The organism is Streptomyces sp. NBC_00178, assembly GCF_036206005.1.
Classification (GTDB): Bacteria; Actinomycetota; Actinomycetes; order Streptomycetales; family Streptomycetaceae; genus Streptomyces.
Genome location: NZ_CP108143.1, coordinates 777,460 through 803,067, shown reverse-complemented (window position 1 = coordinate 803,067; position 25,608 = coordinate 777,460). Strand labels below are relative to the sequence as shown.

The following is a 25,608-nucleotide window of genomic DNA, read 5'->3' as shown; positions in this document are numbered from 1 at the left end:
GATCGCATCGCACCCGCGTCCCGTCGCGCGCGCCCGGGGCGTGGCGGGTGGAAGCCCTGCACCGCCGAGGGGGCGGATGCCGGGCCCGCGCGGCCGGCCGCGGGCCGCCGGCGGCGCGCCCAGGGGGCCGGGCCCGCCGCCCGGCCGGGAGGGGGAGCGACCGGCTCCGGCGGCGGGCGGTCGAAGCGCACCTCCCGCTCGACGCGCGGGCCGGCCGGCGGGCGCTTACTTTGGGTGGCGAGCTCGGCACGTTCGGCTTCGGCCTCCACCCACCCGTGCGAGCCCGGACCGAGCCCGGAGGGACCCATGCCTGAGCTGTTCATCGGTGGCCGCTGGAGCGCCGCCGTCGCGGGCGGGACGCGGGAGATCCGCTGCCCGGCCGACGGCGAACTGGTCGCCGCCGTCGACGAGGCGGGACCGCGGGACGCGGCCGCAGCGGTGGCCGCGGCGCGCGAGGCGTTCGACGGCGGACCCTGGCCGCGCACACCGGCCGCGCAGCGCGGCCGGCTCCTGCTGCGCGTCGCCGACCTGCTGGAACGCGACAAGGCCGCGTTCGCCCGAGCCGAGACCCTGGACACCGGGAAGCGGCTCGTGGAGAGCGAGTACGACATGGACGACATCGCCGACTGCTTCCGCTACTTCGGCAACCTCGTCGCCGCCGGCGGCACCGACCGGGTCGTGGACACGGGTGATCCCGCGATCGACAGCCGGGTGGTGCACGAACCGGTGGGCGTGTGCTCACTGATCACGCCGTGGAACTACCCGCTTCTGCAGACCGCCTGGAAGGTCGCCCCGGCGCTCGCCGCGGGAAACACCTTCGTCCTCAAGCCCAGTGAACTGACCCCGCACACCGCGATCCTCCTGATGAAGGCGCTCACCGAGGCCGGACTGCCGCCGGGGGCCGCGAATCTCGTACTCGGGGCCGGAGCCGCCGTGGGCGAGCCCCTGACCTCGGACCCCCGGGTGGACATGGTGTCCTTCACCGGAGGTCTGGCCACCGGACGGCTCATCATGGCAGCCGCCGCGCCGACCGTGAAGAAGATCGCGCTGGAGCTGGGCGGCAAGAACCCCAACATCGTCTTCGCCGACGCCGAGTTCGACACCGCGGTCGACTACGCGCTGATGGCCGTCTTCCTCCACGCCGGCCAGGTCTGCTCGGCGGGCGCGCGGCTCCTCGTGCAGGACGAGGTGCACGACGACTTCGTCGGCGAACTCGTACGCCGCGCCGAGGGGATCCGGCTCGGCGGGCCCTTCGACGAGCGGTCGCGCAGCGGGCCGCTGATCTCGGCCGCCCACCGCGACAAGGTGGAGACCTACGTGGCCGCCGGTCTCGCGGAGGGCGCGGTGCTGCGCTGCGGGGGCGCCCGCCCGGACGACCCGGCGCTGCAGCGGGGCTTCTACTTCCTGCCGACCGTGCTCGACGAGTGCACCCCGGACATGTCCGTCGTGCGGGACGAGTCCTTCGGGCCCGTCCTCACCGTCGAGCGGTTCGGCGAGGAGGCCGAGGCCGTCGCCCTGGCCAACGACACCGTCTACGGGCTGGCGGGCGCCGTCTGGACCCAGGACGGCGAGCGCGCCCACCGGGTGGCGGCCGGACTGCGCGCGGGCACGGTGTGGATCAACGACTTCCACCCGTACGTCCCGCAGGCGGAATGGGGCGGCATGAAGCAGTCCGGTGTGGGCCGTGAGCTGGGCCCGGCCGGGCTCGCGGAGTACCAGGAGGCCAAGCACATCTGGCGCAACACCGCCGCCCGTCCGCAGAGGTGGTTCGAATGAGCACGTCCGGCCCCACGAGCCCCGATCCGACGGGCACGCCTCCTCCCGGTACCCGGGCCGACGGCACGCACGACGACGACTCGCTCGCCGAACTCGGCTACAAGCCCGAACTCAAGCGGACCCTGGGCAACTTCCACACGTTCGCCGCGGGCATCAGCTACATCTCGATCCTGACCGGCACCTTCCAGCTGTTCTACTTCGGCGTGAGTTTCGGGGGCCCGGCCTACTGGTGGTCCTGGCCCATGGTGTTCGTGGGCCAGCTGATGGTCGCCCTGTGCTTCTGCGAGCTGGCGGCGCGGTATCCCGTGGCCGGGTCGATCTACAACTGGGCCAAGACCATGGGCGGTCCGCACGTCGGCTGGCTCGGCGGCTGGATGATGATGACCGCCACCATGGTCTCGCTGTCCGCCGTGGCCCTCGCGTACCAGATCACGCTCCCGCAGATCGACGACTGGTTCCAGTTCGTCGGCGACGGCAGCGGCAAGAACGACGCCGCGGAGAACGCCGTGCTCCTGGGCACGGTCCTGATCCTGTTCTCCACCCTGATCAACGCGTTCGGCGTCAAGCTGATGGCACGCATCAACTCCGCGGGCGTGTTCATCGAGCTGATCGCCGCCGTCGCACTGATCGTCTTCCTGGCCGCGCACATCACCCGCGGCCCCAGCAGTGTCCTGACGGACACGTACGGGCTCGGTGAGGGGCGGACCCTCGGCTACTTCGGCGCGTTCCTCACCGCGTCACTCGCGTCCGCCTACGTGATGTACGGCTTCGACACGGCGTCGTCGCTCGGCGAGGAGTCGCACCACCCGAGCCGCAACGCGCCGCGTGCGATCCTGCGGGCCCTCATCGCCTCCTTCCTCATCGGCGGACTGATCCTGCTCTTCGCGCTGCTGGCGGTCCCCGACCTGGCCGCGAAGGAACTGTCGACGGGGGGTCTGCAGTACGTCGTGCTGCAGACGCTCGGCTCGACCATCGGCGAGATCTTCCTGTGGTGCGTCGTCGTCGCGATCACCGTCTGCGTGCTCGCCGTGCAGGCCGCGGGCATCCGGCTGATGTTCGCCATGGCGCGGGACAACAACCTGCCCGCCGGGTCGGTGCTGGCCCGCGTCAGCCCCCGCTTCAAGACCCCCGTCGTACCCGCCGTCCTGATCGGTGTGGTGGGCGTCGTCATCCTGGTGATCAACATCAACCAGCCGCAGATCTTCTCGGTGATCACCAGCATCGCCGTCATCATGATCTACGTGGCCTACCTGCTGGTCACCGCGCCCATGCTCGTCCGCCGGCTGAAGGGTGACTGGCGCTGCGCCGAGGGCAACTTCACACTCGGCCGCTTCGGGCTGCCGGTCAACATCCTCGCCGTGCTGTGGGGCGCGGGGATGGCGCTCAACCTCGCGTGGCCGCGCGCCGAGGTCTACAACGCGACGGGGCCGCAGCACTGGTACCTGCGCTGGGGTGCCTTCGTCTTCGTCGGCATCGTCGGGGGCGGCGGCTTCGTCTACTACTGGTTCGTCCAGCGGCACAGGACCGGGGTCCTGGAGAGCCACCGTTCCGAGGCGAACGACCCGGCCGAGCCCACAACGCCGTCCGCCTGATCCGCCGCCCGCCCCCTGACCCTCTGATCCCTGGAGACACCGATGTCCGCTGAGAGCGCGCCGAGGGACGAATTCGACTACGTGGTGGTGGGCGGGGGCACGGCCGGCGCGGTCGTCGCAGCCCGGCTGTCCGAGGATCCCTCCGTCACCGTGTGCGTCCTGGAGGCCGGTCCCTCCGACGTCGGTGACGAGAACGTCCTCCGGCTCGACCGGTGGATGGGGCTGCTGGAATCCGGCTACGACTGGGACTACCCGGTGGAGCCCCAGGACAACGGCAACAGCTTCATGCGGCACGCCCGGGCGAAGGTCCTCGGCGGCTGCTCGTCCCACAACTCCTGCATCGCCTTCTGGGCGCCCGCCGAGGACCTCGACGAGTGGGGCGCCCTCGGGTGCGAGGGCTGGAGCGCCGCGGACTGCTTCCCCCTCTACAAGCGGCTGGAGACCAACGACGCCCCGGGGGACCACCACGGACGCGGAGGTCCGGTGACCATCCGCACCATCCCGCCGAACGACCCGTGCGGTGCGGCCCTGCTGGAGGCCTGTGCGGACGCCGGAATCCCCACCACACCCTTCAACACCGGCACGACGGTGACCCGCGGAGCGCACTGGTTCCAGATCAACGCCCGTGCCGACGGCACCCGTTCGTCCGCGTCCGTGTCCTATCTCCACCCGGTGATCGGGCAGCGGCCCAACCTGGAGGTGCGCACGGGGCTGCACGCGAAGCGCCTCGTCCTCGACGGCGGGCGGCGCTGCACCGGGGTCGAGTACCTGACACCGGACCTCATCCACTCCCGTACCGTCGGTGCTCGCCGCGAGGTCGTCGTGGCCTGCGGTTCCATCGACGGGCCGAAGCTGCTCATGCTCTCGGGGATCGGTCCGGCGGAACACCTGCGCGAGATGGGGGTGGAGGTCGAGGTCGACTCGCGGGCCGTCGGAGCCCACCTCCAGGACCACCCCGAAGGCGTGATCATGTGGGAGGCGCGGCAGCCCATGGTCACCACCTCCACCCAGTGGTGGGAGATCGGCATCTTCGCCGACACCGAAGGGGGCCTGGACCGCCCGGACCTGATGTTCCACTACGGTTCCGTGCCGTTCGACATGAACACCTACCGGCGCGGATATCCCACCTCCGAGAACGCCTTCTGCCTCACGCCCAACGTCACCCGAGCGCGTTCGGAGGGTACCGTCCGGCTGCGCACCCGCGACTTCCGCGACAAGCCCCGGGTCGACCCGCGCTACTTCACCGACGAGCACGACGTGCGGGTCATGACCTACGGCCTGCGGCTCGCCCGCGACATCGTCTCGCGGGCGCCGATGGCCGCCTGGGCCGGCCGTGAGCTGGCGCCCGGGACCGGTGCCACCACCGACGAGGAACTCCTCGACTACATCCGCAAGACCCACAACACGGTGTACCACCCCGCGGGCACGGTGCGGATGGGCGCCGTCGACGACCCCGAGGCCGTCCTCGATCCCAGACTCCGGGTGAAGGGAGTGCGGGGCCTGAGGGTGGCCGACGCGTCCGTGATGCCGTTCCTCCCGGCGGTCAACCCCTGCATCACCACGATGATGATCGGTGAGAAGTGCGCCGACATGATCCGCGAGGACCGGGACTGACGGGGCGGCACGCGGACGTCCCGCCGGGCGGGCGACGGCGGGGGAGACCCTGCCCCGGACACCGCGGCGCCCCGCCCCGCGGCACGCGACCGTCACCTCGCGCGGGAGCCGCCCTCGGTGCTCTCGCGCAGGACCAGGCGGTGGGCCACCACCCGGTCCTGCGGCGACAGGACGGCCGGGACCGCCGTACCGTCCGACGGCGACCCCGACGCCTCGTCGATGCGGCGCTGGAGGAGCTGGACCGCCGTCCTGGCCACCGCCGCCTTGTCGGGCGCCACGGTGCTGAGGGTCGGCACGCTGAACCGGCCGCCCTCCACGTCGTCGAAGCCGATCACGGCGACCTCCTCCGGCACGCGGACGCCGCGTTCGTGCAGGGCGCGCAGAGCACCCAGGGCCAGTTGGTCGTTGAAGCACAGCAGCGCGTCGGGCCGGATCCCCCGGTTCAGCGCGGCCTCGACCGCCGCGGCTCCGTCGGACATCCGGAAGGACGCGACGGGGAGCAGCGCGGACGGGTCGTAGGCGATGCCCGCCGCGTCCAGGGCCGCCCGGTAGCCCCGGGTGCGCGCTTCGGCGGTGCCGAGGCCGGCGTCGTCCCGCCCGCCGACGGCCAGCACGGAGCGGCGGCCCAGGGCTATCAGGTGGGCGGTGGCCTCGCGTGCCGCCAGTTCGTTGTCGATGGCGACGTGGTCCGCCCCCTCCTCCAGCAACTCCCCGAGCAGGACCGTGGGCGGCGCGCCCGCACGTTCGCGCAGATCGTCGGCGGTGAGGGCGAGGGGGCTGAGGATGACGCCGTCGACGAAGTCGGAGCCGAACCCCGCGAGCGCGGCCAGCTCGTGCTCGCGGTCCGCGCCCGACTGGTGGATCAGCACGGTCAGGGATCGCTCCCCGGCCTCGCGCACGACGTGCCGGGCGAGCTCCGCGAAGTACGGGACGTCCAGTTCCGGTACGACCAGGGCGATGATGCCCGTACGGCCCTTGCGCAGGTGACGGCCCGCCAGGTTCACCCGGTACCCGAGCTGGGCGATGGACTCCTGGACCACTCGCCGGGTGCGGTCGGAGACATGGGTGTAGTCGTTGATCACGTTGGACACCGTCTTCTCCGACACGCCTGCGTGCCGGGCGACGTCCTTGATCCTCGGCCGTGCCATCGCCATCTCCCCTGCTCTCGCGCGCCGCCGAGTCTATGTGCGTCCCTCCGGTTGCCCTGCCGGAGGGTGCCGGGGGAGCCGCTGGGGCGGCGGGCCGCGGCGCAGATGTCTGCGCCGAACCCTTTACAGCGAATGTACATCGATGTAAAAACATGCCACCGCACTGTTTCAGCCAGGTGCGGCAACCAACTGCCGCGTGCGGTGGGCCCTCTGTGCAGGGGGCCCACCGCCGGTTCGGCATGGACGTCCGGCCGTCGAAAGGTCCGCGATGAGTTCTTCGTTCCCCGCCCGCCCGGTGCGCCACGCGCCCGCACCGGGCCCGGCGCACGGCGTCACCCGACGCGGCATCCTGCGTTCCGGACTGGCGGGCGCCGGTGCGCTGCTCGCCACCGGCCCGCTCGCCGGCTGCGCGTCACCCGCCTCGGCGTCCGGAGCCTCGGACCTGAGCGTCTGGGACCTCTTCCAGGGCGGTGACGGCATGCTGATGGACGAGATGATCGATGCCGTCTCCGCCGGACCCGACGGCTTCTCGGTCGACCGGACCATCCTGGACTGGGGCCCGTCCTACTACACCAAGCTCGCCATGTCGGCCGCCGGCGGCCGGGCCTCCGACGTCGCCGTCCTGCACCTCTCCCGGCTGGCCGGCTACGCCCCCGGAGGACTGCTCGACCCCTTCGACCTCGGCCTGCTCGCCGAATTCGGGGTGGCGGAGGAGGACTTCACCCCCGCAGTGTGGTCCAGGACCCAGCACGCGGGGACGGTGTACGCGATCCCGCTGGACGTGCACCCCTTCATCGTCTTCTACGACACCGAGGCGGCGGACAAGGCCGGGCTCCTCGACCCGGACGGAGCCCTCGCACCCATGGGCTCACCCGAGGCCCTGCTGGACGCGGGCAAGGCGCTCGCCGACGCCACCGGGCAGGCGGGCATCCTCTTCGGCCACGTCACCGACACGGCGCAGAACTGGCGCCAGTTCGCCGCGCTCTACGCACAGACCGGAGCCTCCTTCACCCTGCCGGACGGCGGACCGCCCCAGATCGACGTCGACGCGGCCGTGCGGGTCGTGGACTTCATGCAGCAGCTCTTCGACGGCAGGACGAATCCCAACAACCTCGACTACAACGGCGCGATCGCCAACTTCGCCGGCGGCCGCGGCGGCATGGTCATGCTCGGCGAATGGGAACTGCCGACCCTGAAGAAGTCCGGTGTCCCGCTGGGCGCCGCGCCCTTCCCCCAGGTCTTCGAGCGGCCGGCCGTCTACACGGACTCGCACAGCTTCGTCCTCCCGCACCAGAAGAACCCCGACCCGGACCGGCGGCGCGAGGCACACCGCTACATCGCGCAGATCGTCAAGCAGAGCCTGACCTGGGCGAGCGCCGGCCACATCCCCGCGTACCAGCCGGTGCTCGCCGAGCCGGAATACGCCGCCCTGAAGCCGCAGTCCTCGTACGCCGACGCGGGCGAGGTCGCCGTGCTCGACCCGCCGAACTGGTTCGTCGGCGCGGGATCGAACTTCCAGAACCGGATGTGCCAGCCGCTCCAGGCGGCCCTGCTGGGCAACACCTCCGCCGAGAAGGCGGTGCGCCAGATGGTCCGCGAAGCGGACTCGCTGCTGCGGCAGCCCAACCCGGTGGCCTGACCGAGAGCCGAAGGAGTCATCCCGTGACCACCACCGCACCCATAGGAGCCGGCGTGCCCGCCGGCACGCCGTCCCCCGGGGCCGACAGCCCCGGGACGCCGGGCCGTATCCGCCGTACCCGGCCGGGCAACGGACTGCTCTTCGTCCTGCCCTTCCTGACCGTCTTCGCGCTCTTCCTCGTGTGGCCGGTCGTGCACGGCCTCTGGATGAGCTTCACCGACACCTCGCTCGCACTCCGCGACACGAGCTTCGTCGGGTTCGACAACTACACCGAGGCGTTCGGCGACCCGGACGTCTGGAGCAGTCTCGGCAACACGGCCCTGTTCACGGCCCTCTCGTCCGTGCCGCTCGTGCTTGTGGCCCTGGCCATGGCGCTCCTGGTGCACAGCGGCCTGGCGGGGCAGTGGGTGTGGCGGCTGGCCTTCTTCGCGCCCTACCTGCTTCCCGTGACCGTCGTGACCCTCATCTGGACCTGGCTCTACCAGCCGGACCTGGGACTGGGCAACCAGCTCCTCGGCAGGCTCGGACTGGAACCCGTCGGCTGGCTGGCCGACGAGGCCGTCGCCATGTGGTCCGTCACAGCCGTCACCGTCTGGTGGACGGTCGGCTTCAACTTCCTGCTCTACCTCGCCGCGCTGCAGTCCCTGCCGACGACGTACGACGAGGCCGCGGCGCTCGACGGCGCCGGTGCCTGGCGGCGCCTGTGGTCGGTCACCCTGCCCCAACTGCGCAGGACCACCGTGCTGGTCGCCATGCTCCAGGTCCTCGCCTCGCTCAAGGTGTTCGACCAGATCTACATCCTCACCAAGGGCGGCCCCAACGGATCCACCAGGCCCGTCCTCGAATACGTCTACGACGTCGGGTTCACCGGTTACCGGCTGGGCTACGCCTCGGCGGTCTCCTACCTCTTCTTCGCGCTCGTGATCATCGTCTCCATCGCGCAGCTCCGCTTCTTCCGCAAGGAGGGCTGACCATGTCCGTCGCCGCCACCGCACCCCGCAGGCGCCGCCGTCCACCGCGCGCAGCGACGGGTTCACCGCTGCTGCTGGGACACGGCCGTATCCCGCGCGTGCTGGCCGGGGCCGCGCTCGCCGTCCTCGCCGCCGTCTGGCTCGTGCCGTTCGTCTGGGCCGTCGCCACCTCGCTGCAGAGCGAGCAGGACGTGTCCACCCCCGGCCTGTCGCCGCTGAAGGGCGCACTCACCCTCGGGTCCTACGAACAGATCCTGGAGCGCGGGAACGTCGTGCTCTGGGCGTTCAACAGTTTCCTGATCGCGGGGCTCGTCACGCTGCTCACCGTGGGGATCTCGACCCTGGCCGCCTACGGCTTCGCCCGCGGGACCTTCCGCGGGCGGAAGGTCCTCCTCGCGGTCACCGTCGCCGCGATCATGGTCCCGCCCCAGCTGCTCGTGGTGCCGCTGTTCAGGCAGATGCTGCTCTTCGACCTCGTCGACACCTACGCGGCGGTGATCCTGCCCCAGGTCGTGGCACCGATGATGGTGTTCATCCTCAAGCGGTTCTTCGACGCCATCCCCCGGGAGCTGGAGGACGCGGCCCGCATCGACGGCGCGTCCGAACTCCGGGTCTTCACCTCGATCGTGCTGCCGCTGTCCCGGCCCGTCGTGGCGGCCGTGGCGATCTTCGTCTTCATCGGGGCGTGGAACAACTTCATGTGGCCCTTCATCGTCACCAACGACCCCGACCTGATGACGCTGCCGGTCGGCCTGGCCACCGTCAAGGACGCCTTCGGGATCCAGTACGCGCAGTCCATGGCCTCCGCCCTGCTGGCGGCCCTGCCGCTGATCGCGGTCTTCCTCCTCTTCCAGCGGCGCATCGTCGACTCGGTCGCGACCACGGGTCTCGGCGGTTCCTGACCGCGCGACACGCCCACCCCCTCCGTACCACCGGGGCGGCTCCCCGCCACCCCGCCGAACGACTGGAGCACGTGTTGTCCACTCCCTCCGTACCCCGCCCGGAGTACCCCCGCCCGCAGTTCGTCCGCCCGGACTGGCTGAACCTGAACGGCGTCTGGCAGTTCGAGACGGACCAGGGGGACAGCGGGCTGGAACGCGGCCTCCTGGCGCGTGAACTCCAGCGGGAGATCGTCGTCCCCTTCCCGCCGGAGTCCGAGCTCTCCGGCATCGGGGAGACCGACTTCCTGGAGGCCGTGTGGTACCGGCGGACGCTCTCGCTGCCCCGCTCCTGGGCCGGCCGCCGCGTGCTGCTTCACTTCGGCGCCGTCGACTACGACACGACCGTGTGGGCCGACGGCACCGAGGTCGCGCGGCACCGGGGCGGCTTCACACCGTTCACCGCCGACCTCGGGGACATCGCGGGCAGCGGCGAGGACGTGGTCGTCACCGTCAGGGCCCGCGACCCCCGCTCCGGCCCCCAGGCACGCGGCAAGCAGGCCGTGCAGTACGCCAACCACGACTGCAACTACACCCGTGTGACCGGCATCTGGCAGACCGTCTGGGCCGAGCCCGTGTCCGAGACGCACCTGCGGCGCCCACGGATCACCCCCGACCTCGCCGGCTCCGCGTTCCACGTCGAGCTGCCCCTCTCGGGCAACCGGCCGGGCCACCTCGTCCGTGCCGTACTCACCGACGCCGACACCGAGGTGGCACGCGCCGAGGCACGGGCCGACCTCGACCTCGCACCCCGCCTGTACCTCCCGGTGCCGGCCGGCCGGCGGCGCGAGTGGGGCCCGGAGGATCCCCACCTCTACGGACTGGTCCTCGAACTCGTCGACGCGTCGGGCGAGGTGCTCGACCGGGTCGAGAGCTACGCCGGCCTGCGCGCGGTCGGCATGCGCGGCAAGGCCGTCACCCTCAACGGGCGTCCGCTCTTCCAGCGGCTCGTGCTCGATCAGGGGTGGTACCCCGACGGTCTGATGACGGCCCCGACCGACGAGGCGCTGGTCCGTGACATCGAACTGGCCATGGAGGCCGGCTTCAACGGGGCCCGGCTGCACCAGAAGGTCTTCGAGGAGCGGTTCCTGTACCACGCGGACCGGCTCGGCTACCTCGTGTGGGGCGAGTTCGGCGACTGGGGCTGCGAGACGGGCGGTTCGTCGGGCGACAACCAGCAGCCGGACGCCTCGTACGTCGGACAGTGGCTCGAAGCCGTGGAGCGTGACTACTCGCACCCCTCGATCGTCGGCTGGTGCCCCCTCAACGAGACGTACCAGAAGCTGCACGACCGCATCACCCAGCTCGACGCCGTCACCCGGGCGATGTTCCTCGCGACCAAGGCGATGGACACCACCCGTCCGGTGATCGACGCGTCCGGCTACGCCCATCGGGTCGCCGAGACCGACGTCTACGACTCCCACAGCTACGAGCAGGACCCCGCCGCCTTCGGGAAGCTCATGGCGGGGCTGGCCGAGGACCGGCCCTTCGTCAACGCCTACGAGAACGGCAACGCCTACTCGCAGCCGTACCGCGGCCAGCCCTACTTCGTCAGCGAGTTCGGCGGGATCTGGTGGGACCCCGAGGCGGCCGCGGCCCAGTCCGGTGAGGACCGCACCGCCTCCTGGGGCTACGGGGAACGCGTCCGCGACGAGGAGGAGTTCCACGCACGGTTCAGCGGGCTCACCGGTGTGCTGCTCGGCGATCCCGGGATGTTCGGCTACTGCTACACCCAGCTGACCGACGTCTTCCAGGAGCAGAACGGCATCTACCGCTTCGACCGCGGCACCAAGCTGGACGTCGGCCGCATCCGCGCGGCCCAGCTGCGCCCGGCGGCCATCGAGGAGGAGGACGGCGCCGGCACGGACGCGGGGTGAGCGCCGGACGCCTCCCCGGCGGTGTCCCGCCGGGGAAGCGTCCGTGCTGTCCGGAGCGGGCCGGCCGGGCCCGCCGTCACGACCCTCAGATCGTGGCCGTGTCGATCACGAACCGGTAGCGCACGTCGCTGTTGAGCACCCGCTCGTACGCCTCGTTGATCTCCGAGGCCGCGATCAGCTCGATCTCCGCGCCGAAGCCGTGCCCGGCGCAGAAGTCCAGCATCTCCTGGGTCTCCCGGATGCCGCCGATGCCCGAGCCCGAGAAGGACTTGCGGCCGCCGAGCAGCGAGAAGACGTTGAGGGAGACCGGCTCCTCCGGGGCGCCGACGTTCACCAGCGCGCCGTCCGTCCGCAGGAGGGAGAGGTAGGCGTCGATGTCCAGCGGCGCCGACACCGTGTTCAGGATGATGTCGAACGTGCCGGCCAGGTCCTCGAAGGTCTTCGGGTCGCCGGTCGCGTAGTAGTGGTCCGCGCCCAGCTTCAGACCGTCGTCCCGCTTCTTCAGGGTCTGCGAGAGCACGGTGACCTCGGCGCCGAGCGCGTGCGCGATCTTGACACCGACGTGCCCGAGGCCGCCCAGGCCCACGACGGCGACCTTCTTGCCCGGGCCCGCCTTCCAGTGCTTCAGCGGGGAGTAGGTGGTGATGCCCGCGCACAGCAGCGGCGCGGCCTCGTCGAGGGCCAGGCCCTCCGGGATGCGGACGGTGTAGTTCTCGTCGACGACGATGTGGGTGGAGTAGCCCCCGTAGGTGGGGTCGCCGTTCTTGTCCAGGGCGTTGTAGGTGCCGGTGTTGCCGTCGAGGCAGTACTGCTCCAGGCCGGCCTTGCAGTTGTCGCACTCGCGGCAGGAGTCGACCATGCAGCCGACGCCGACGCGGTCGCCCACGGCGAACTTCGTGACCCCCGGGCCGGTCTCGGTGACGATGCCGGCGATCTCGTGGCCCGGCACCATCGGGAAGATGCCCTCGTGCCAGCCGTCGCGGGCCTGGTGGATGTCCGAGTGGCAGATGCCGGCGAACTTGATGTCGATCAGGACGTCGAACTCGCCGACCGCACGACGCTCGATGGTGGTGCGCTCCAGCGGAGCCTTCGCGGAGGGGGCGGCGTATGCGGGGACAGTGGTCATGCGGGAGTTCTCCTAAGGAGTGGTCCTGTGCCCGGCGGCCTTCCGATCCGGGCACGCGGTCAAGCCTGCCCCGCCTCGCGCACTTCACCCAGACCACGGTTCTGCGTACGACCACCGGTCCTACCACTGGCGGGGTCAGGATGATGTGCGTACGTCCGTGGATACTGGGCGCATGGACGACCAGCCCGAACCCGACCTGCGGCCCTCCGGCGGCGCTCCCGGTGACGGCGCGGGGCCCGCCCTCGACCGGCGCGCCGAACTCAGCGAATTCCTCCGCAGCCGCCGCGCGCGACTGAAACCGGACGACGTGGGGCTGCCGGACTTCGGCCGGCACCGCAGGGTTCCCGGACTGCGCCGCGAGGAGCTGGCGCAGCTGGCCGGTGTCTCCGTGGCGTACTACACACGGCTCGAACAGGGCAACGGACAGAACGTCTCCGCGGAGGTCCTGGACGCGATCGCGTCCGCCCTGAGGCTCAGCGACGCCGAGAGCGCGCATCTGTCGCACCTCGCGGAGCCCCGGCGGCACCGGAAGAAGCCGTCGGCGCGGCAGCAGCGTGCGCGCGGCGCGCTGTGCGTGCTGCTCGACAGCATGGAGGGCGTGCCGGCGTACGTCGTCGGGCGCCGCGCGGAGATCCTGGCCTGGAACCGGATGGCCGCCGCCGTCTTCGGCGACTGGTCGGAGCTGCCCGCGCAGGAGCGCAACTGGGCACGCCTGGTGTTCCTGAAGCCCGACTACCGCGACCTCTTCGTGGAGTGGGACCAGAAGGCGTCGGACATCGTCGCCTTCCTGCGCATGGACGCCGGGTGCCGGCCCGACGACTCCCGGCTGTCCGCCCTGGTCGGTGAGCTGTCCGTGAAGAGCCAGGACTTCCGGCGGCTGTGGGCCAGGCACGACGTCAAGGAGAAGAGCCACGGCGTGAAACGGCTGTGCCATCCGCTGGTGGGGGAACTCTCGCTCTCGTTCGAGACGTTCATGCTCCCCGACGACGCCGAGCAGTCGATGGTCACGTATCACGCCGAGCCGGGGTCGGAGTCCGCCGAGGCGTTGCGCCTGCTCGCCAGCTGGGGCGCGGACGCGACGCGCGCCGGGACGGCCGTGCCCGGCGGCCAGTAGGGGGAAGCCGGTGCGGGCGGGCGCCGGACGCGGGTCGGGAATCGGCCAACCGTGCGGGGGCCGCCGCGACGGGAAACGGGGGACCGGAGGCCGTCTCCGGGAGCGGGGGGCCGGTCGTGCCGCTGTCCTCGGCGGTACCGGGGGCAGCCGATCGGTGCCACTGCCCTTTCGGCCATCGGCGACGGTTCCAAGAGGTGCACGCATCTCCGGTCTATACCAAACCCTTGACAGGGTCAGCGTTCATTTCTTAAATCACGGTGTGAACTAAGTGCTGTTCCCCACACCCTCCCCGCTCCCGGGGAGGCCGCGCTTTTCCGTATGCCCGGAACTGACATGTTCGTGTCAGTACTTCACCTCCCCGGAAGGGAGAGGCATGAGATCCCCACGCCTGCCTCGGCACCTGATCCTGTCCCTCGTCATGACGCTCGGCCTCGCGACCCTGTCCACCGGACTGGCGCAGAGCGCCCCCGCCCCCGTGACCAGCTCCACCGTGCGGTCGGCCGGCGCCGGCGCCGCGGCGGCGGCCGCCGTCACCTTCTCCGACGACTTCGACGGGCCGGCGGGCGCCGGCGTCGACGGCGGCAAGTGGCAGGTCGAGACCGGCGACAACGTCAACAACCACGAGCGGCAGTACTACACCGCCGGGAACCGCAACGCCACACTCGACGGCCAGGGGCATCTGGTCATCACCGCCCGCAAGGAGAACCCGGGCAACTACCAGTGCTGGTACGGCCGGTGCGAGTACACCTCGGCCCGGCTGAACACCTCCGGAAAGTTCAGCACCACGTACGGCCGCGTCGAGGCCAGGATGAAGATCCCGCGCGGGCAGGGCATCTGGCCCGCGTTCTGGATGCTGGGCAGCGACATCGGAAACGTCGGCTGGCCCAACAGCGGTGAGATCGACATCATGGAGAACGTCGGTTTCGAACCCGGCACGGTCCACGGCACCCTCCACGGACCCGGCTACTCCGGCAGCGGCGGCATCGGCGCCGGCTACTCCCTGCCGGGCGGGCAGGCGTTCGCCGACGCGTTCCACACCTTCGCGGTGGACTGGAGCCCGAACGCGATCACCTGGTCCGTCGACGGCACCGTCTACCAGCGGCGCACCCCCGCCGACCTGGGCGGGCGGCAGTGGGTCTTCAACAAGCCGTTCTTCGTCATCCTGAACCTCGCCGTCGGCGGCTACTGGCCCGGCGATCCCGACGGGAGCACGGTCTTCCCGCAGCAGCTCCTCGTCGACTACGTCCGTGTCAGCTCCGACAGCGGTCAGCCGGGCGGCGGCGGACCCATCACGGGTCTGGCGGGCAAGTGTGTGGATGTGGCGGCCGGTTCGGCGGTGAACGGTACGGCGGTGCAGTTGTACGACTGCAACGGTTCGGCGGCGCAGCAGTGGACGGTGGGTTCCGACGGGACGATCCGTGCGCTGGGCAAGTGTCTGGACGTGGCGTCGGCGGGCACGGCGGACGGTACGAAGGTGCAGTTGTGGGACTGCAACGGTTCGGCGGCGCAGCAGTGGGCGACGCCGGCTGCCCGGGACATCGTGAACCCGCAGGCGGACAAGTGCCTGGACGTGTCCGGTGGCAGCAGCGCCAACGCCACGCGGCTGCAGATCTGGACGTGCACCGGCTCCGCCAACCAGAAGTGGACGGTGACCCGATGACCGCGAGGCCGGTCACGAGACCTCTGGTGCGGGGCCTCGTCGGCACGCTGGCCGCGACCGCCGCGCTCCTGACGGGCCTGACCGCCACACCGGCGAGCGGGGCCGTCGCGGAAACCGGATCGATCACAGGTCTGGCGGGCAAGTGTGTGGATGTGGCGGCCGGTTCGGCGGTGAACGGTACGGCGGTGCAGTTGTACGACTGCAACGGTTCGGCGGCGCAGCAGTGGACGGTGGGTTCCGACGGGACGATCCGTGCGCTGGGCAAGTGTCTGGACGTGGCGTCGGCGGGCACGGCGGACGGTACGAAGGTGCAGTTGTGGGACTGCAACGGTTCGGCGGCGCAGCAGTGGGCGACGCCGGCTGCCCGGGACATCGTGAACCCGCAGGCGGACAAGTGCCTGGACGTGACCGGCGGGAGCAGCGCCAACGGGACGCGGCTGCAGATCTGGACGTGCACCGGCTCCGCCAACCAGAAGTGGACCGCGCCGGGCTCCGGCGGCGGGACCCCCGGTCCGGGAGCCATGGCGGTGGCCCCGTACCTCTACAACGGGTGGGGCAGCCCGCCGAGCCCCACCACCGTGATGAACGCGACGGGTGTCAAGTGGTTCACGCTCGCCTTCGTCCTCAGTAACGGCTACTGCAACCCCCAGTGGGACGGGGGCCGGCCGCTGACCGGGGGCGTCGACCAGCAGACGGTGAACACCGTGCGCGCCAACGGCGGCGACGTCATCCCGTCCTTCGGGGGCTGGAGCGGCAACAAGCTGGAGAGCTCCTGCTCCAGTGCCGGTGAACTGGCGGCGGCGTACCAGAAGGTCGTCAACGCCTACGGGCTCAAGGCCATCGACATCGACATCGAGGCGGCGGCGTACGACAGTCCGGCCGTCCAGCAGCGCACGGTGGACGCGCTGAAGACCGTCAGGGCCGCCAACCCCGGCATCAAGGTGTACGTGACCTTCGGCACCGGCCAGAACGGCCCGGACAACAGCCTCATCAACAGGGCGGCGGCCTCCGGGCTCACCGTGGACAGCTGGACCATCATGCCGTTCAACTTCGGCGGCGCCGGCCAGAACATGGGCACCCTCACCGTCCGTGCAGCCGAAGGCCTCAAGACCGCGGTCAAGAACGCCTACGGATACTCGGACGACCAGGCCTACCGGCACACCGGGATCTCCTCGATGAACGGCGTCACGGACAACGGGGAGACGGTCACCGTGGCCGACTTCCGCACCATCCTCGCCTACGCCCAGCAGCGCCACATCGCCCGGCTGACCTTCTGGTCCGTCAACCGCGACCGGCCCTGCACCGGCGGCGGTGCCGACACCTGCTCGGGTGTCTCCCAGCAGCCGTGGGACTTCACCCGGGTCCTCGCCTCGTACGCGGGCTGAACACGCCGTGGCCCCGTCGCCCCGTCCCGGAAGGGCGGAGCGGCGGGGCCACGGCCGTTCAGCCGTCGAGCGCCGGCGCGCCCCCAGGTCAGGGGCGGCTGGTCAGGTAGCCGCCCATGGAGGTGAAGTACTCGGTCGCGCCCAGTTCACGGCCGTCCTCGGTACGCACGCGCGTGATGGCCAGGCCGTGGTTGCGCCCGGTGCGGGCGTCCGCTCCCGCGACGATCGCCACGCCCTCGCCCTCGCGGTAGAAGACGCGTCCGGGGGTACCGCCGTAACGCCCCTCGGACACCACCGCGGCGAGCACTTCGAGCCGCTTGCCCCGGTGGAAGGTGAAGGCGCTGGGGTACGGCTCGGACTGCGCGCGGACGAGGCGTTCGAGGTCCTCGGCCGGCCAGCTCCAGTCGATGCGGATGTCCTCGTCGGACCTCTTGTGGAAGAAACTCGCCTGGGTGCGGTCCTGCTTGGTGAACTCGGTTTGTCCGGACGCGATCAGGTCCAGGGCGCCGGTGGTGACCGGGCCGATCAGCTCGACCGTCTTGTGGAAGAGGTCGGTGGTCGTGTCCGTCGGGCCGACCGCGACCGCCTCCTGCCGGACGATGTCGCCGGCGTCCAGCTCGTCGTTCATCATGTGCGCGGTCACGCCCACCTCGGACTCGCCGTTGATCAGTGCCCAGATCAGCGGGGAGAAGCCGGCGTACTTCGGCAGCAGTGAGTCGTGGATGTTCAGTGTGCCGTGGCGGGGGAGGGCGAAGATGCGCGGCGGGATCCAGGTGCGCCAGTTGTTGGCCACGATGATGTCCGGGGCCGCCTCCTGGAGGCGCTCGAAGAGCTCCTCGTCGTCGGGGCGGTTGCGGATCAGCACCGGGACGCCGTGCTCCTCCGCGAGGTCGGCGACGGAGTCGCTCCAGATCTTCTCGTACGCGTGCTCGCTCTTGGGATGCGTCACGACCAGCACCACATCGTGCTCGGAGTCCAGGAGGGCTTGCAGGGTGCGGTGGCCCCAGGTCTGGTATCCGAACATGACGACCCGCATGGGGTTCCTCCTCAGAGCAGGGGCTGATCAGTGCCCAGTAAAGCGAGCCTTCCCTAACTTTGCAACGGGAGCGTAGTGCTGCCCAGTTGAACGGCGCCCGCTTTCGGCCGCCCTGTCGACAGCTCAAAAAAATTAGCTTAGGCTCACCTAAATTCCAGCGGGTCGCGCCACCGGCGTGCCCAGGTAACGCACGATCCCCCACGCCTGACAGGCGCCTGCCCCGCACGAATGGGAGTGACATGTCACAGGTTCAGCCCGGCGACTTCCGACCGGTCCACGACCTCATCGGCATCGGTTTCGGGCCGTCCAATGTGGCCATGGCCATAGCCCTCGACGAGCACAACACGCGCACCGGCCCGCACGAGACGGTCACCGCCCACTTCTTCGAGCAGCAGCCCCGCTTCGGCTGGCACCGCGGCATGCTGATCGACGACGCGACGATGCAGGTGTCCTTCCTCAAGGACCTGGTCACACTCAGGAACCCGACCAGCGAGTACAGCTTCCTCTCGTACCTGAAGAGCAAGGACCGGCTGGTCGACTTCATCAACCACAAGAACCTCTTCCCCCTGCGGGTGGAGTTCCACGACTACCTCGAATGGGCCGCGGCCAAGGTCGACGACATGGTCTCCTACGGCCACGAGGTCGTCGGGGTCACACCGTTCGTCCGGGACGGAGCCGTGGAGTACCTGGACGTGACCGTCCGCTCGGCGGAGGGCCTCGCCGTCCACCGGGCGCGCAACCTCGTCATCGGCACCGGACTGCGCCCGCTCGTGCCGGAGGGCATCGAGCGCGGCGAGCGGGTGTGGCACAACTCCGAGCTCCTGACGCGGGTCGGCGAGCTGGAGGGGACCTCGCCGTCCCGGTTCGTCGTCGTGGGCGCGGGACAGAGCGCCGCCGAGAACGTCGCGTACCTGCACCGCCGCTTCCCCGACGCCGAGGTCTGCGCGGTCTTCAGCCGCTACGGCTACAGCCCCGCCGACGACAGCAGCTTCGCCAACCGGATCTTCGACCCGGGTGCCGTCGACGAGTTCTACGAGGCGCCCGAGGACGTCAAGCGCAGACTGATGGACTACCACGGCAACACCAACTACTCCGTGGTCGACATCGACCTCATCGACGACCTCTACCGGCAGATGTACCAGGAGAAGGTCCTCGGCACCGAGCGGCTGCGCTTCCTCAACGTGTCCCGGCTCGTCGCCGTCGAGGAGACGCCGGACAAGGCCCGGGCCACGGTGAAGTCCCTCGTCACGGGCGAGGAGACCGTCCTGGACGCCGATGTCGTGGTGTTCGCCACCGGCTACAGCCCCGTCGACCCGGTCGCCCTCCTCGGCGACGTGGCGGACCGCTGCCTGCGCGACGACGGGGGCCGGGTGCGGGTCGAGCGCGACTACCGCATCGCGACGGACCCCGAACTGCGCTGCGGCATCTACCTCCAGGGCGGCACGGAGCACACGCACGGCATCACCTCCGCCCTGCTGTCCAACATCGCGATCCGGGTCGGGGAGATCCTGGACTCGCTGCTCGACCGGGGCGTCAAGGCGGCCTCCGACGAGGCACGACCGGTCCCCGGCGCGGGCGCCCGCTAGCGGGCACCGGTCCGCCCCCGGCCGCCCCGCCGGGGGCGGACCGCCGCCCGGACCGCGCGGCCCCCGTGCGCGCGTACCGCCGATGGATCAAAGGGATAGCGTACGTCGACATGAGCACGACTGCAGTGGAGCGAGCCGCGCCGAAGGGTGCAACACGGGCCCGCGGGCGCCGGGTTGCGGGCGTCGGCGTCCTGGTGGTGGTCCTCGTCGCCGCCTGCGCGGTGTCGCTGGCCGTGGGGGCCCGGGCGCTCGGCCCCGCCGAGGTCTGGCACGGCCTGTTCGCGGCACCGGACCCGGACCGGGGACTCACGGAGATCCGGCTCATCGTGCAGACCGTGCGGGTGCCCCGGACGGTGCTCGCGATCGTCGCGGGCATCGCGCTGGGGGTCTCGGGAGCGCTGATCCAGGGGTACACCCGCAATCCGATCGCCGACACCGGACTGCTCGGCGTGAACACCGGCGCGTCCTTCGCCGTCGTGTCGGTGATCGCCCTCTTCGGCTTCTCCGACCCCTTCCAGTACGTGTGGTTCGCCTTCCTCGGGGCCGGCGCCGCGGGCGTCGTCGTGTTCGGCCTGGCGAGCATCGGCAGAGGCGCCGGCAACCCGCTCACGCTCGCGCTGGCGGGGCAGGGCGTGACGGTGTTCCTCGCGGCCATGACGATGGCGGTCGCGCTGTCCGACCTGAAGTCCCTCAACGCCCTCAGGTTCTGGAACTCGGGCTCGGTGGCCGGCGTCGGATTCGACGTCATCTGGCCCGTCACGGGGTTCATCGCGGCGGGTCTCGTGCTGGCCCTCACCACCCTTCCCTCGCTCAACCTGCTGAACCTCGGCGTCGACGTGGCACGCGGACTCGGGGTGAACGTCGCCCTCAGCCGGACCACCGGCATCGTCGCCATCACCCTCCTGGCGGGCGCGGCCACGGCTGCCTGCGGACCCATCGCGTTCCTCGGGCTCATGGTGGCCCACGTGGCCCGGTACCTGACGGGCCCGGACTACCGGTGGCTGGTTCCGTACGCCGGTCTGCTCGGCGCGGTGATCCTGCTCGTCTGTGACATCGTGGGCCGACTGGTCGTGCGGCCGGGCGAGTTGGACGCGGGTGTCGTCGTGGCCCTCCTCGGGGCCCCCTTCTTCGCCGCCCTGGTGTGGCGGGGAAAGTTCAGGAACGCGTGAACGGGACAGCGGTGAAGCCGGCGGTGACGCCGGGCGTGCGGCTCGGCGGCCTGTCGTTCGTATGGCGCCCCTGGATGGTCGGCGTCACGCTGCTCCTGGCGGTGGCGACCTTCCTGGTGTTCTGCCTGTCCATCAGCGTGGGCGACTTCCCCCTCGGGCTCGACCGGGTGATCGCGACGATCGCCGGCCGTGGCGAGCAGGTCGACGAGTTCGTCGTCATGGACCTGCGGATGCCGCGCGCTCTGGCCGGTCTCGTCGTCGGGACCGCGCTCGGGGTGTCCGGGGCCATCACGCAGTCCGTCGCCCGCAATCCGCTGGCCAGCCCCGACATCCTGGGGATCACCGGAGGGGCCGGCGCGGTCGCGGTGTTCCTGGTGACGGTGTCGGGCGGTACGGCGGCCGCGGTCGTGGGCTCCGTGGGCGTGTCCGCCGCCGCGCTCGCGGGGGGCCTCGGGGCCGGCCTGCTGGTGTACTTCCTGGCGTGGCGACGGGGGATCGACGGCTTCCGGCTCATCCTCATCGGCATCTCGGTGAGCGCGGTGACCGAGGCGATCACGACCTGGCTGCTGTCCACCGCCGACATCCGGGACGTGGCGCGTGCCCAGGCGTGGCTGGTCGGCTCCCTGGACAACCGTTCCTGGGACGAGGTCGGGGTGGCGCTCTGGTCGACGCTCGCGCTGATGGCCGTCGTGGCGTGCGCCGCGTTCCAGTTCAAGCCGCTGCACCTCGGCGACGAGGTCGCCGCCGGACTCGGTGTCCGGTACTCCCGGGTGCGGGCCGTCCTGCTCCTGTGCGCGGTGCTGCTGGCCGCCGTGGCGGTGAGCGCCGCCGGCCCGGTGCCCTTCGTCGCGCTGGTGGCGCCCCAGGTGGCGATGCGCCTGGTGAGGCACCCGACGCCGCCCATGATCGCCTCGGGCCTGGTGGGCGCCCTGCTGCTGACCGGCGCGGACCTGACGGCGCGTACGGCACTGCCGATGGCCCTCCCCGTGGGGGTGGTCACCGCCGCGATCGGTGGTCCCTTCCTCGTCTTCCTGCTCGTGCGGGCCAACCTCAGATAGCTCATGGAAGGGGCAAGCATGCGAGACGGAGGGGCACTCGTGGCCGCTGAAGGGACCACCCGGGACGGGTCGGAGGCCGACGGCACGGCACGGCTGGCGGCCAGGGGCATCACGGTCGGCTACGGCGCGCGGACGGTCATGGACGGGCTGGACGTGGCCATCCCGCCGGGGGTGGTCACCACGATCATCGGCCCCAACGGGTGCGGCAAGTCGACCCTGTTGCGCACCCTGACACGGCTCCTCAAGCCGGCCAGGGGGGCGGTCGTGCTGGACGGCGAGGACATCGCCGGACTGAGGACCAGGGACGTGGCCAAGAAGCTCGGGCTGCTTCCACAGGCACCCGTCGCCCCCGAGGGGCTGACGGTCGCCGATCTCGTCGCCCGCGGACGGCATCCGCATCAGAGCTGGCTGCGCCAGTGGTCGTCGGACGACGCCGAGGTCGTCGAACGCGCGCTGGCCATGACGGGCGTGTCCGACCTGGCCGACCGGCCGGTGGACTCGCTCTCCGGCGGCCAGCGCCAGCGTGTGTGGATATCCATGACGCTGGCCCAGGGAACCGACCTCCTGCTGCTGGACGAGCCGACGACGTACCTGGACCTGGCGCACGCCATGGACGTGCTGGACCTGGTGGACGACCTGCACGAGTCGGGGTGCACCGTGGTCATGGTGCTGCACGACCTCAATCTGGCCACGCGCTACAGCGACAACCTCGTGGTGATGCGGGAGGGCGAGATCCTGGCGCAGGGCCATCCGCGCGACGTGATCACGGCCGACCTGCTGCACGAGGCGTTCGGACTGCGGGCCATGGTGATCGACGATCCGGTGGGGGACCGGCCGCTCATCGTGCCGATCGGCCGCGCGCATGTCCATGTGCAGCTCAACTAGGTGACGAACAGCGGTTCATGGCAAAGTTAGGGTAGGCTAACCTTTCTGCTTCGAGGTAAGGTTTGGCTGCCCTCACACCGGGGGTGACCGGCGGCGTGACAGCAAAGGGATCCGGGATGCTCTTCCACAGAACCACTCTTACGAAGCCAGGGCGCCGGCCGGCGGCCGTGCTGATCGCGGCGGCCCTCGGCGCCGCCCTCCTCACGGGATGCGGCTCCGACTCCCAGGACACGAAGAGCGACAGCGCCCCGTCCGCCGCCACCGGCGCGTTCCCGGTCACCGTGGAGCACGCGTTCGGATCCACGAAGATCACGAAGGCCCCTCAGCGGGTCGTCTCCGTCGGCTACACCGACGACCAGGCGATCCTCGCCCTCGGCATCAAGCCGGTCGGCATGGTCGACCAGTACCCGAACCCGGCGGGCAAGTCGCCCGACATCAACACCCAGTGGCCCTGGGTGAAGGACAAGTGGGGCGACACCCGCCCCGAGGTCGTCATGAGCAACGGCGACACGGGCCCCAACTACGAGAAGATCGCCGCGCTGCGGCCGGACCTGATCATCGCGGTCTACTCCGAGGTCGACCAGGCGGCGTACGACAAGCTCTCCAGGATCGCCCCCACCGTGGGACGCACGAAGGCCGAGAAGGAGCCCTTCAGCGCACCCTGGCAGGACAACGCGGTCCACATCGCCAAGGCGCTCGGCAAGGAGACCGAGGGCGCCGAACTGGTCAAGGGCATCCAGGGCAAGCTCGACGCCGCCAAGGCGGCCCACCCGGAGTTCGCCGGCCAGACCGCGGTCGCCCTGTCCTGGTACGAGGACTCGGTGGCACCGTTCACCACGACCGACGTACGCGGCCGACTCGTGACGGGCATCGGCTACAAGGGCGCCACGAAGATCGACGAGGTGGCCGGCGGGAAGTTCTACACCCAGCTCTCGCCCGAGCGCATCGACCTCGTCGACGTCGACCGCATCTTCGTCATCAACGACAAGGCGGACACGGAGGCCCTGAAGAAGTTCAAGCTCTTCGCCAACCTCTCCGCGGCGAAGAACGGCAAGGTCTCCTACCTCCTGGACAGCGAGGGCCCCGCGGTCGGCGCCGCCATGTCCCAGGGCACGCTGCTCTCCCTGCCGTACGCGATCGACGAACTCGTCAAGTCGGTCGACCAGTGACGACGACCTCCCCGGCCACGGCCCCGCTCCTCCCGGCCGGCGCGTGAGCACCACGGACACGCGCCCCGCTCCGGTGGCCCTGCGCACCGCGTCCGGGCGCGAGGCCACCCGGTGGGTCGCGGCGCACTGCCGCGAGGTCCCCTGGCTGACCGCGGCCACCGTCCTGACGACGGTGGCCGGGGCGGCACTCCAGGTGCTCCCCGTCCTGCTGCTCGGACAGGTCGTCGACGGCGTCGTCGACGGCGCGTCAGGCTCGTCCCTCGTCACGGTCGGGGTCCTGCTGGGTGCCGCCGCGCTGCTCGGCGCGGCGGCGACGGCCCTGTCGACGTACCTCATCGGGCGGCTCGGGGCCGACCTGCTCGCGCGGCTGCGCGAGAACGCGGTACGCGCCGTGCTCGGCATGCCGAGCGCCCGGATCGAACAGGTCGGCAGAGGGGACGTGCTGTCCCGGGTCGGCGACGACGTGGCCGTGCTGTCCCGGGGAATCCGCAGCGCGATCCCCACGGTGTTCACCGCCGGGGTCCTCGTCGCCATCGCCACCGTCGGCATGTTCGGGCTGGACTGGCGGCTCGGCCTGGCCGGAGCCGGCGCGCTCCCCGCCTACGCCCTCGCCCTGCGCTGGTACCTTCCCCGGTCCGCCCCGCTCTACCGCGAGCAGCGGGTGGCCCAGGCCGACCGTGCGCAGGCGCTGATCAGCGGACTGAACGGCATCGACACCGTCCGGGCCTACCGTCTGGAGGGCGCCGTCCGCGAGAAGGTCACCGCCGAGTCCTGGCGGGTCCGGGACCTCGGCGTGGAGGTCTTCCGCTTCTTCGGCCGCTTCGTCGGCAGGGAGAACCGCGCCGAGTTCATCGGACTGGTCCTCATCCTCGTGGTGGGATACGCCCTCCTGGAGGGCGACGCCGCCACCCTGGGCGAGGTGTCGGCCGCCCCGCTCATGTTCCACCGGCTGTTCACACCCCTGGGCGCCATCATGTTCACCTTCGACGAGGCGCAGAAGTCGGGTGCGAGCCTGACCCGGCTGGTCGGAGTGCTGGGGGAGACCTCGGAGTCCCGGCTGGTCGGCGACGACTCCGTGACGAAGGCGCGCCGGACCACGCCGTACCCGGTCACCGTCCGGGGACTGACCTTCCGTTACCCGGACACCGAGAACCCGGTCCTCGTGGACGTCGACCTGACGATCCCGTCCGGCGGCTCGCTGGCCCTGGTGGGCGCGACGGGCGCCGGGAAGTCGACGCTCGCCGCGCTGATCGCCGGCATCGGTACCCCTGAGTCCGGATCGGTCCACATCGGCTCGCAGGACCTCGCCGGTCTGGACGAGGCGGCTTCGAGGGCCCTGGTGAGCATCCTGACGCAGGAGACGCACGTCTTCTCCGGATCGCTCGCCGACGACCTGCGGCTCGCCGCACCCGGGGCCGACGACACCGAACTCGCCGACGCACTGCGCACGGTCGGCGCCCACGCGTGGGTCGCGGACCTGCCCGACGGGCTCGACACCCTCGTCGGCGAGGGCGGGGAGCGGCTGGACGTCACCAAGGTCGCCCAGATCGCCCTGGCCCGGCTGGTGCTAGGCCGGGCACCTGTGGTGGTGCTCGACGAGTCGACCGCGGAGGCGGGCAGCGAGGGCGCCGCGGAGCTGGAACGCGCCGTGCTGGCCGCCTGCGCCGGGCGGACCACGCTCTTCGTGGCGCACCGCCTGACACAGGCGATGGCGGCCGACCGGATCGCCGTGCTGGACGCCGGCCGCGTGGTGGAGCAGGGAACCCATGACGAACTCGTCGCCCTGGGCGGCGGCTACGCGCGGCTGTGGCAGGCCTGGCGCGAGGGCAGCTAGACACACCTGAGCAGGTCAGGTCAGGCAATTT

Annotated in this window: 19 protein-coding genes; 16 read left to right on the top strand and 3 right to left on the bottom strand. The window is 71.0% G+C overall.

Annotated elements, in window-relative coordinates; translation table 11 throughout:
- Positions 1-306: 306 nt before the first annotated feature.
- From OHT61_RS03290 to OHT61_RS03280, 3 genes are read left to right on the top strand one after another with little or no spacing between them, the layout of a single operon-like run.
- Positions 307-1,776 carry an aldehyde dehydrogenase family protein gene (locus tag OHT61_RS03290; protein ID WP_329034875.1) on the top strand — a complete coding sequence of 490 codons (1,470 nt, stop codon included), beginning with the start codon at positions 307-309 and terminating at the stop codon, positions 1,774-1,776.
- Complete coding sequence (locus OHT61_RS03285; protein ID WP_329034874.1) at positions 1,773-3,368, top strand: APC family permease; 1,596 nt, start codon at positions 1,773-1,775, stop codon at positions 3,366-3,368. The genes OHT61_RS03290 and OHT61_RS03285 overlap by 4 nt, the downstream gene beginning before the upstream one ends.
- A 42-nt stretch (positions 3,369-3,410) precedes the next feature.
- Positions 3,411-4,982 carry a GMC family oxidoreductase gene (locus OHT61_RS03280; protein WP_329034873.1) on the top strand — a complete coding sequence of 524 codons (1,572 nt, stop codon included), beginning with the start codon at positions 3,411-3,413 and terminating at the stop codon, positions 4,980-4,982.
- Between the two features lie 92 nt (positions 4,983-5,074).
- Here the strand turns inward: OHT61_RS03280 and OHT61_RS03275 are convergent, their stop codons facing one another.
- Entirely contained in the window at positions 5,075-6,130 is a 1,056-nt protein-coding gene (locus tag OHT61_RS03275; RefSeq protein ID WP_329034871.1) for a LacI family DNA-binding transcriptional regulator, read from the bottom strand.
- Between the two features lie 268 nt (positions 6,131-6,398).
- On the opposite strand from OHT61_RS03275, the gene OHT61_RS03270 reads away from it, so the two are divergent.
- The 4 genes from OHT61_RS03270 to OHT61_RS03255 all read left to right on the top strand — a co-directional run bounded on the left by OHT61_RS03270 (position 6,399) and on the right by OHT61_RS03255 (position 11,555).
- On the top strand, positions 6,399-7,769 hold the full coding sequence (locus tag OHT61_RS03270; RefSeq protein WP_329034869.1) for an extracellular solute-binding protein: 1,371 nt from the start codon (positions 6,399-6,401) through the stop codon (positions 7,767-7,769).
- Positions 7,770-7,792: 23 nt separating this feature from the next.
- Positions 7,793-8,740 (top strand): carbohydrate ABC transporter permease, encoded by a 948-nt coding sequence (locus OHT61_RS03265; protein WP_443049355.1) that lies wholly within the window; start codon positions 7,793-7,795, stop codon positions 8,738-8,740.
- 2 nt (positions 8,741-8,742) lie between these two features.
- Complete coding sequence (locus OHT61_RS03260; protein ID WP_329034868.1) at positions 8,743-9,642, top strand: carbohydrate ABC transporter permease; 900 nt, start codon at positions 8,743-8,745, stop codon at positions 9,640-9,642.
- 74 nt (positions 9,643-9,716) lie between these two features.
- A complete protein-coding gene (locus OHT61_RS03255) occupies positions 9,717-11,555 on the top strand; it encodes a glycoside hydrolase family 2 protein (RefSeq protein WP_329034867.1) in 1,839 nt (612 codons plus the stop codon).
- Between the two features lie 85 nt (positions 11,556-11,640).
- Here OHT61_RS03255 and OHT61_RS03250 read toward each other — a convergent pair whose 3' ends face one another.
- A complete protein-coding gene (locus tag OHT61_RS03250; protein ID WP_329034866.1) occupies positions 11,641-12,681 on the bottom strand; it encodes an NAD(P)-dependent alcohol dehydrogenase in 1,041 nt (346 codons plus the stop codon).
- A gap of 172 nt (positions 12,682-12,853) precedes the next feature.
- Between OHT61_RS03250 and OHT61_RS03245 the strand changes: the two genes are divergently transcribed.
- The 3 genes from OHT61_RS03245 (at position 12,854) to OHT61_RS03235 (ending at position 16,840) form a co-directional block, all read left to right on the top strand.
- Positions 12,854-13,795: a helix-turn-helix domain-containing protein gene (locus OHT61_RS03245; protein ID WP_329034865.1), complete on the top strand. Its 942-nt coding sequence runs from the start codon at positions 12,854-12,856 to the stop codon at positions 13,793-13,795.
- Between the two features lie 373 nt (positions 13,796-14,168).
- Positions 14,169-15,455 (top strand): ricin-type beta-trefoil lectin domain protein, encoded by a 1,287-nt coding sequence (locus OHT61_RS03240; RefSeq protein WP_329034864.1) that lies wholly within the window; start codon positions 14,169-14,171, stop codon positions 15,453-15,455.
- A complete protein-coding gene (locus tag OHT61_RS03235) occupies positions 15,452-16,840 on the top strand; it encodes a ricin-type beta-trefoil lectin domain protein (protein WP_329034863.1) in 1,389 nt (462 codons plus the stop codon). The genes OHT61_RS03240 and OHT61_RS03235 overlap by 4 nt, the downstream gene beginning before the upstream one ends.
- Positions 16,841-16,928: 88 nt before the next feature.
- On the opposite strand, the gene OHT61_RS03230 is transcribed toward OHT61_RS03235, so the two are convergent.
- Entirely contained in the window at positions 16,929-17,876 is a 948-nt protein-coding gene (locus OHT61_RS03230; RefSeq protein WP_329034862.1) for a methionyl-tRNA formyltransferase, read from the bottom strand.
- A gap of 239 nt (positions 17,877-18,115) precedes the next feature.
- Between OHT61_RS03230 and OHT61_RS03225 the strand changes: the two genes are divergently transcribed.
- The 6 genes from OHT61_RS03225 (at position 18,116) to OHT61_RS03200 (ending at position 25,577) form a co-directional block, all read left to right on the top strand.
- On the top strand, positions 18,116-19,462 hold the full coding sequence (locus OHT61_RS03225; RefSeq protein ID WP_329034861.1) for a lysine N(6)-hydroxylase/L-ornithine N(5)-oxygenase family protein: 1,347 nt from the start codon (positions 18,116-18,118) through the stop codon (positions 19,460-19,462).
- A 110-nt stretch (positions 19,463-19,572) separates the two neighbouring features.
- Entirely contained in the window at positions 19,573-20,631 is a 1,059-nt protein-coding gene (locus OHT61_RS03220) for a FecCD family ABC transporter permease (RefSeq protein WP_329034860.1), read from the top strand.
- Positions 20,628-21,689 carry a FecCD family ABC transporter permease gene (locus OHT61_RS03215; RefSeq protein WP_329034858.1) on the top strand — a complete coding sequence of 354 codons (1,062 nt, stop codon included), beginning with the start codon at positions 20,628-20,630 and terminating at the stop codon, positions 21,687-21,689. Before OHT61_RS03220 ends, OHT61_RS03215 begins: the two co-directional genes overlap by 4 nt.
- Before the next feature lie 39 nt (positions 21,690-21,728).
- Positions 21,729-22,574, top strand: a complete 846-nt coding sequence (locus OHT61_RS03210; RefSeq protein ID WP_443049354.1) for an ABC transporter ATP-binding protein — start codon at positions 21,729-21,731, stop codon at positions 22,572-22,574.
- Between the two features lie 116 nt (positions 22,575-22,690).
- Complete coding sequence (locus tag OHT61_RS03205) at positions 22,691-23,743, top strand: iron-siderophore ABC transporter substrate-binding protein (RefSeq protein WP_329034855.1); 1,053 nt, start codon at positions 22,691-22,693, stop codon at positions 23,741-23,743.
- Between the two features lie 43 nt (positions 23,744-23,786).
- On the top strand, positions 23,787-25,577 hold the full coding sequence (locus OHT61_RS03200; protein WP_329034854.1) for an ABC transporter ATP-binding protein: 1,791 nt from the start codon (positions 23,787-23,789) through the stop codon (positions 25,575-25,577).
- Positions 25,578-25,608 lie beyond the last annotated feature (31 nt).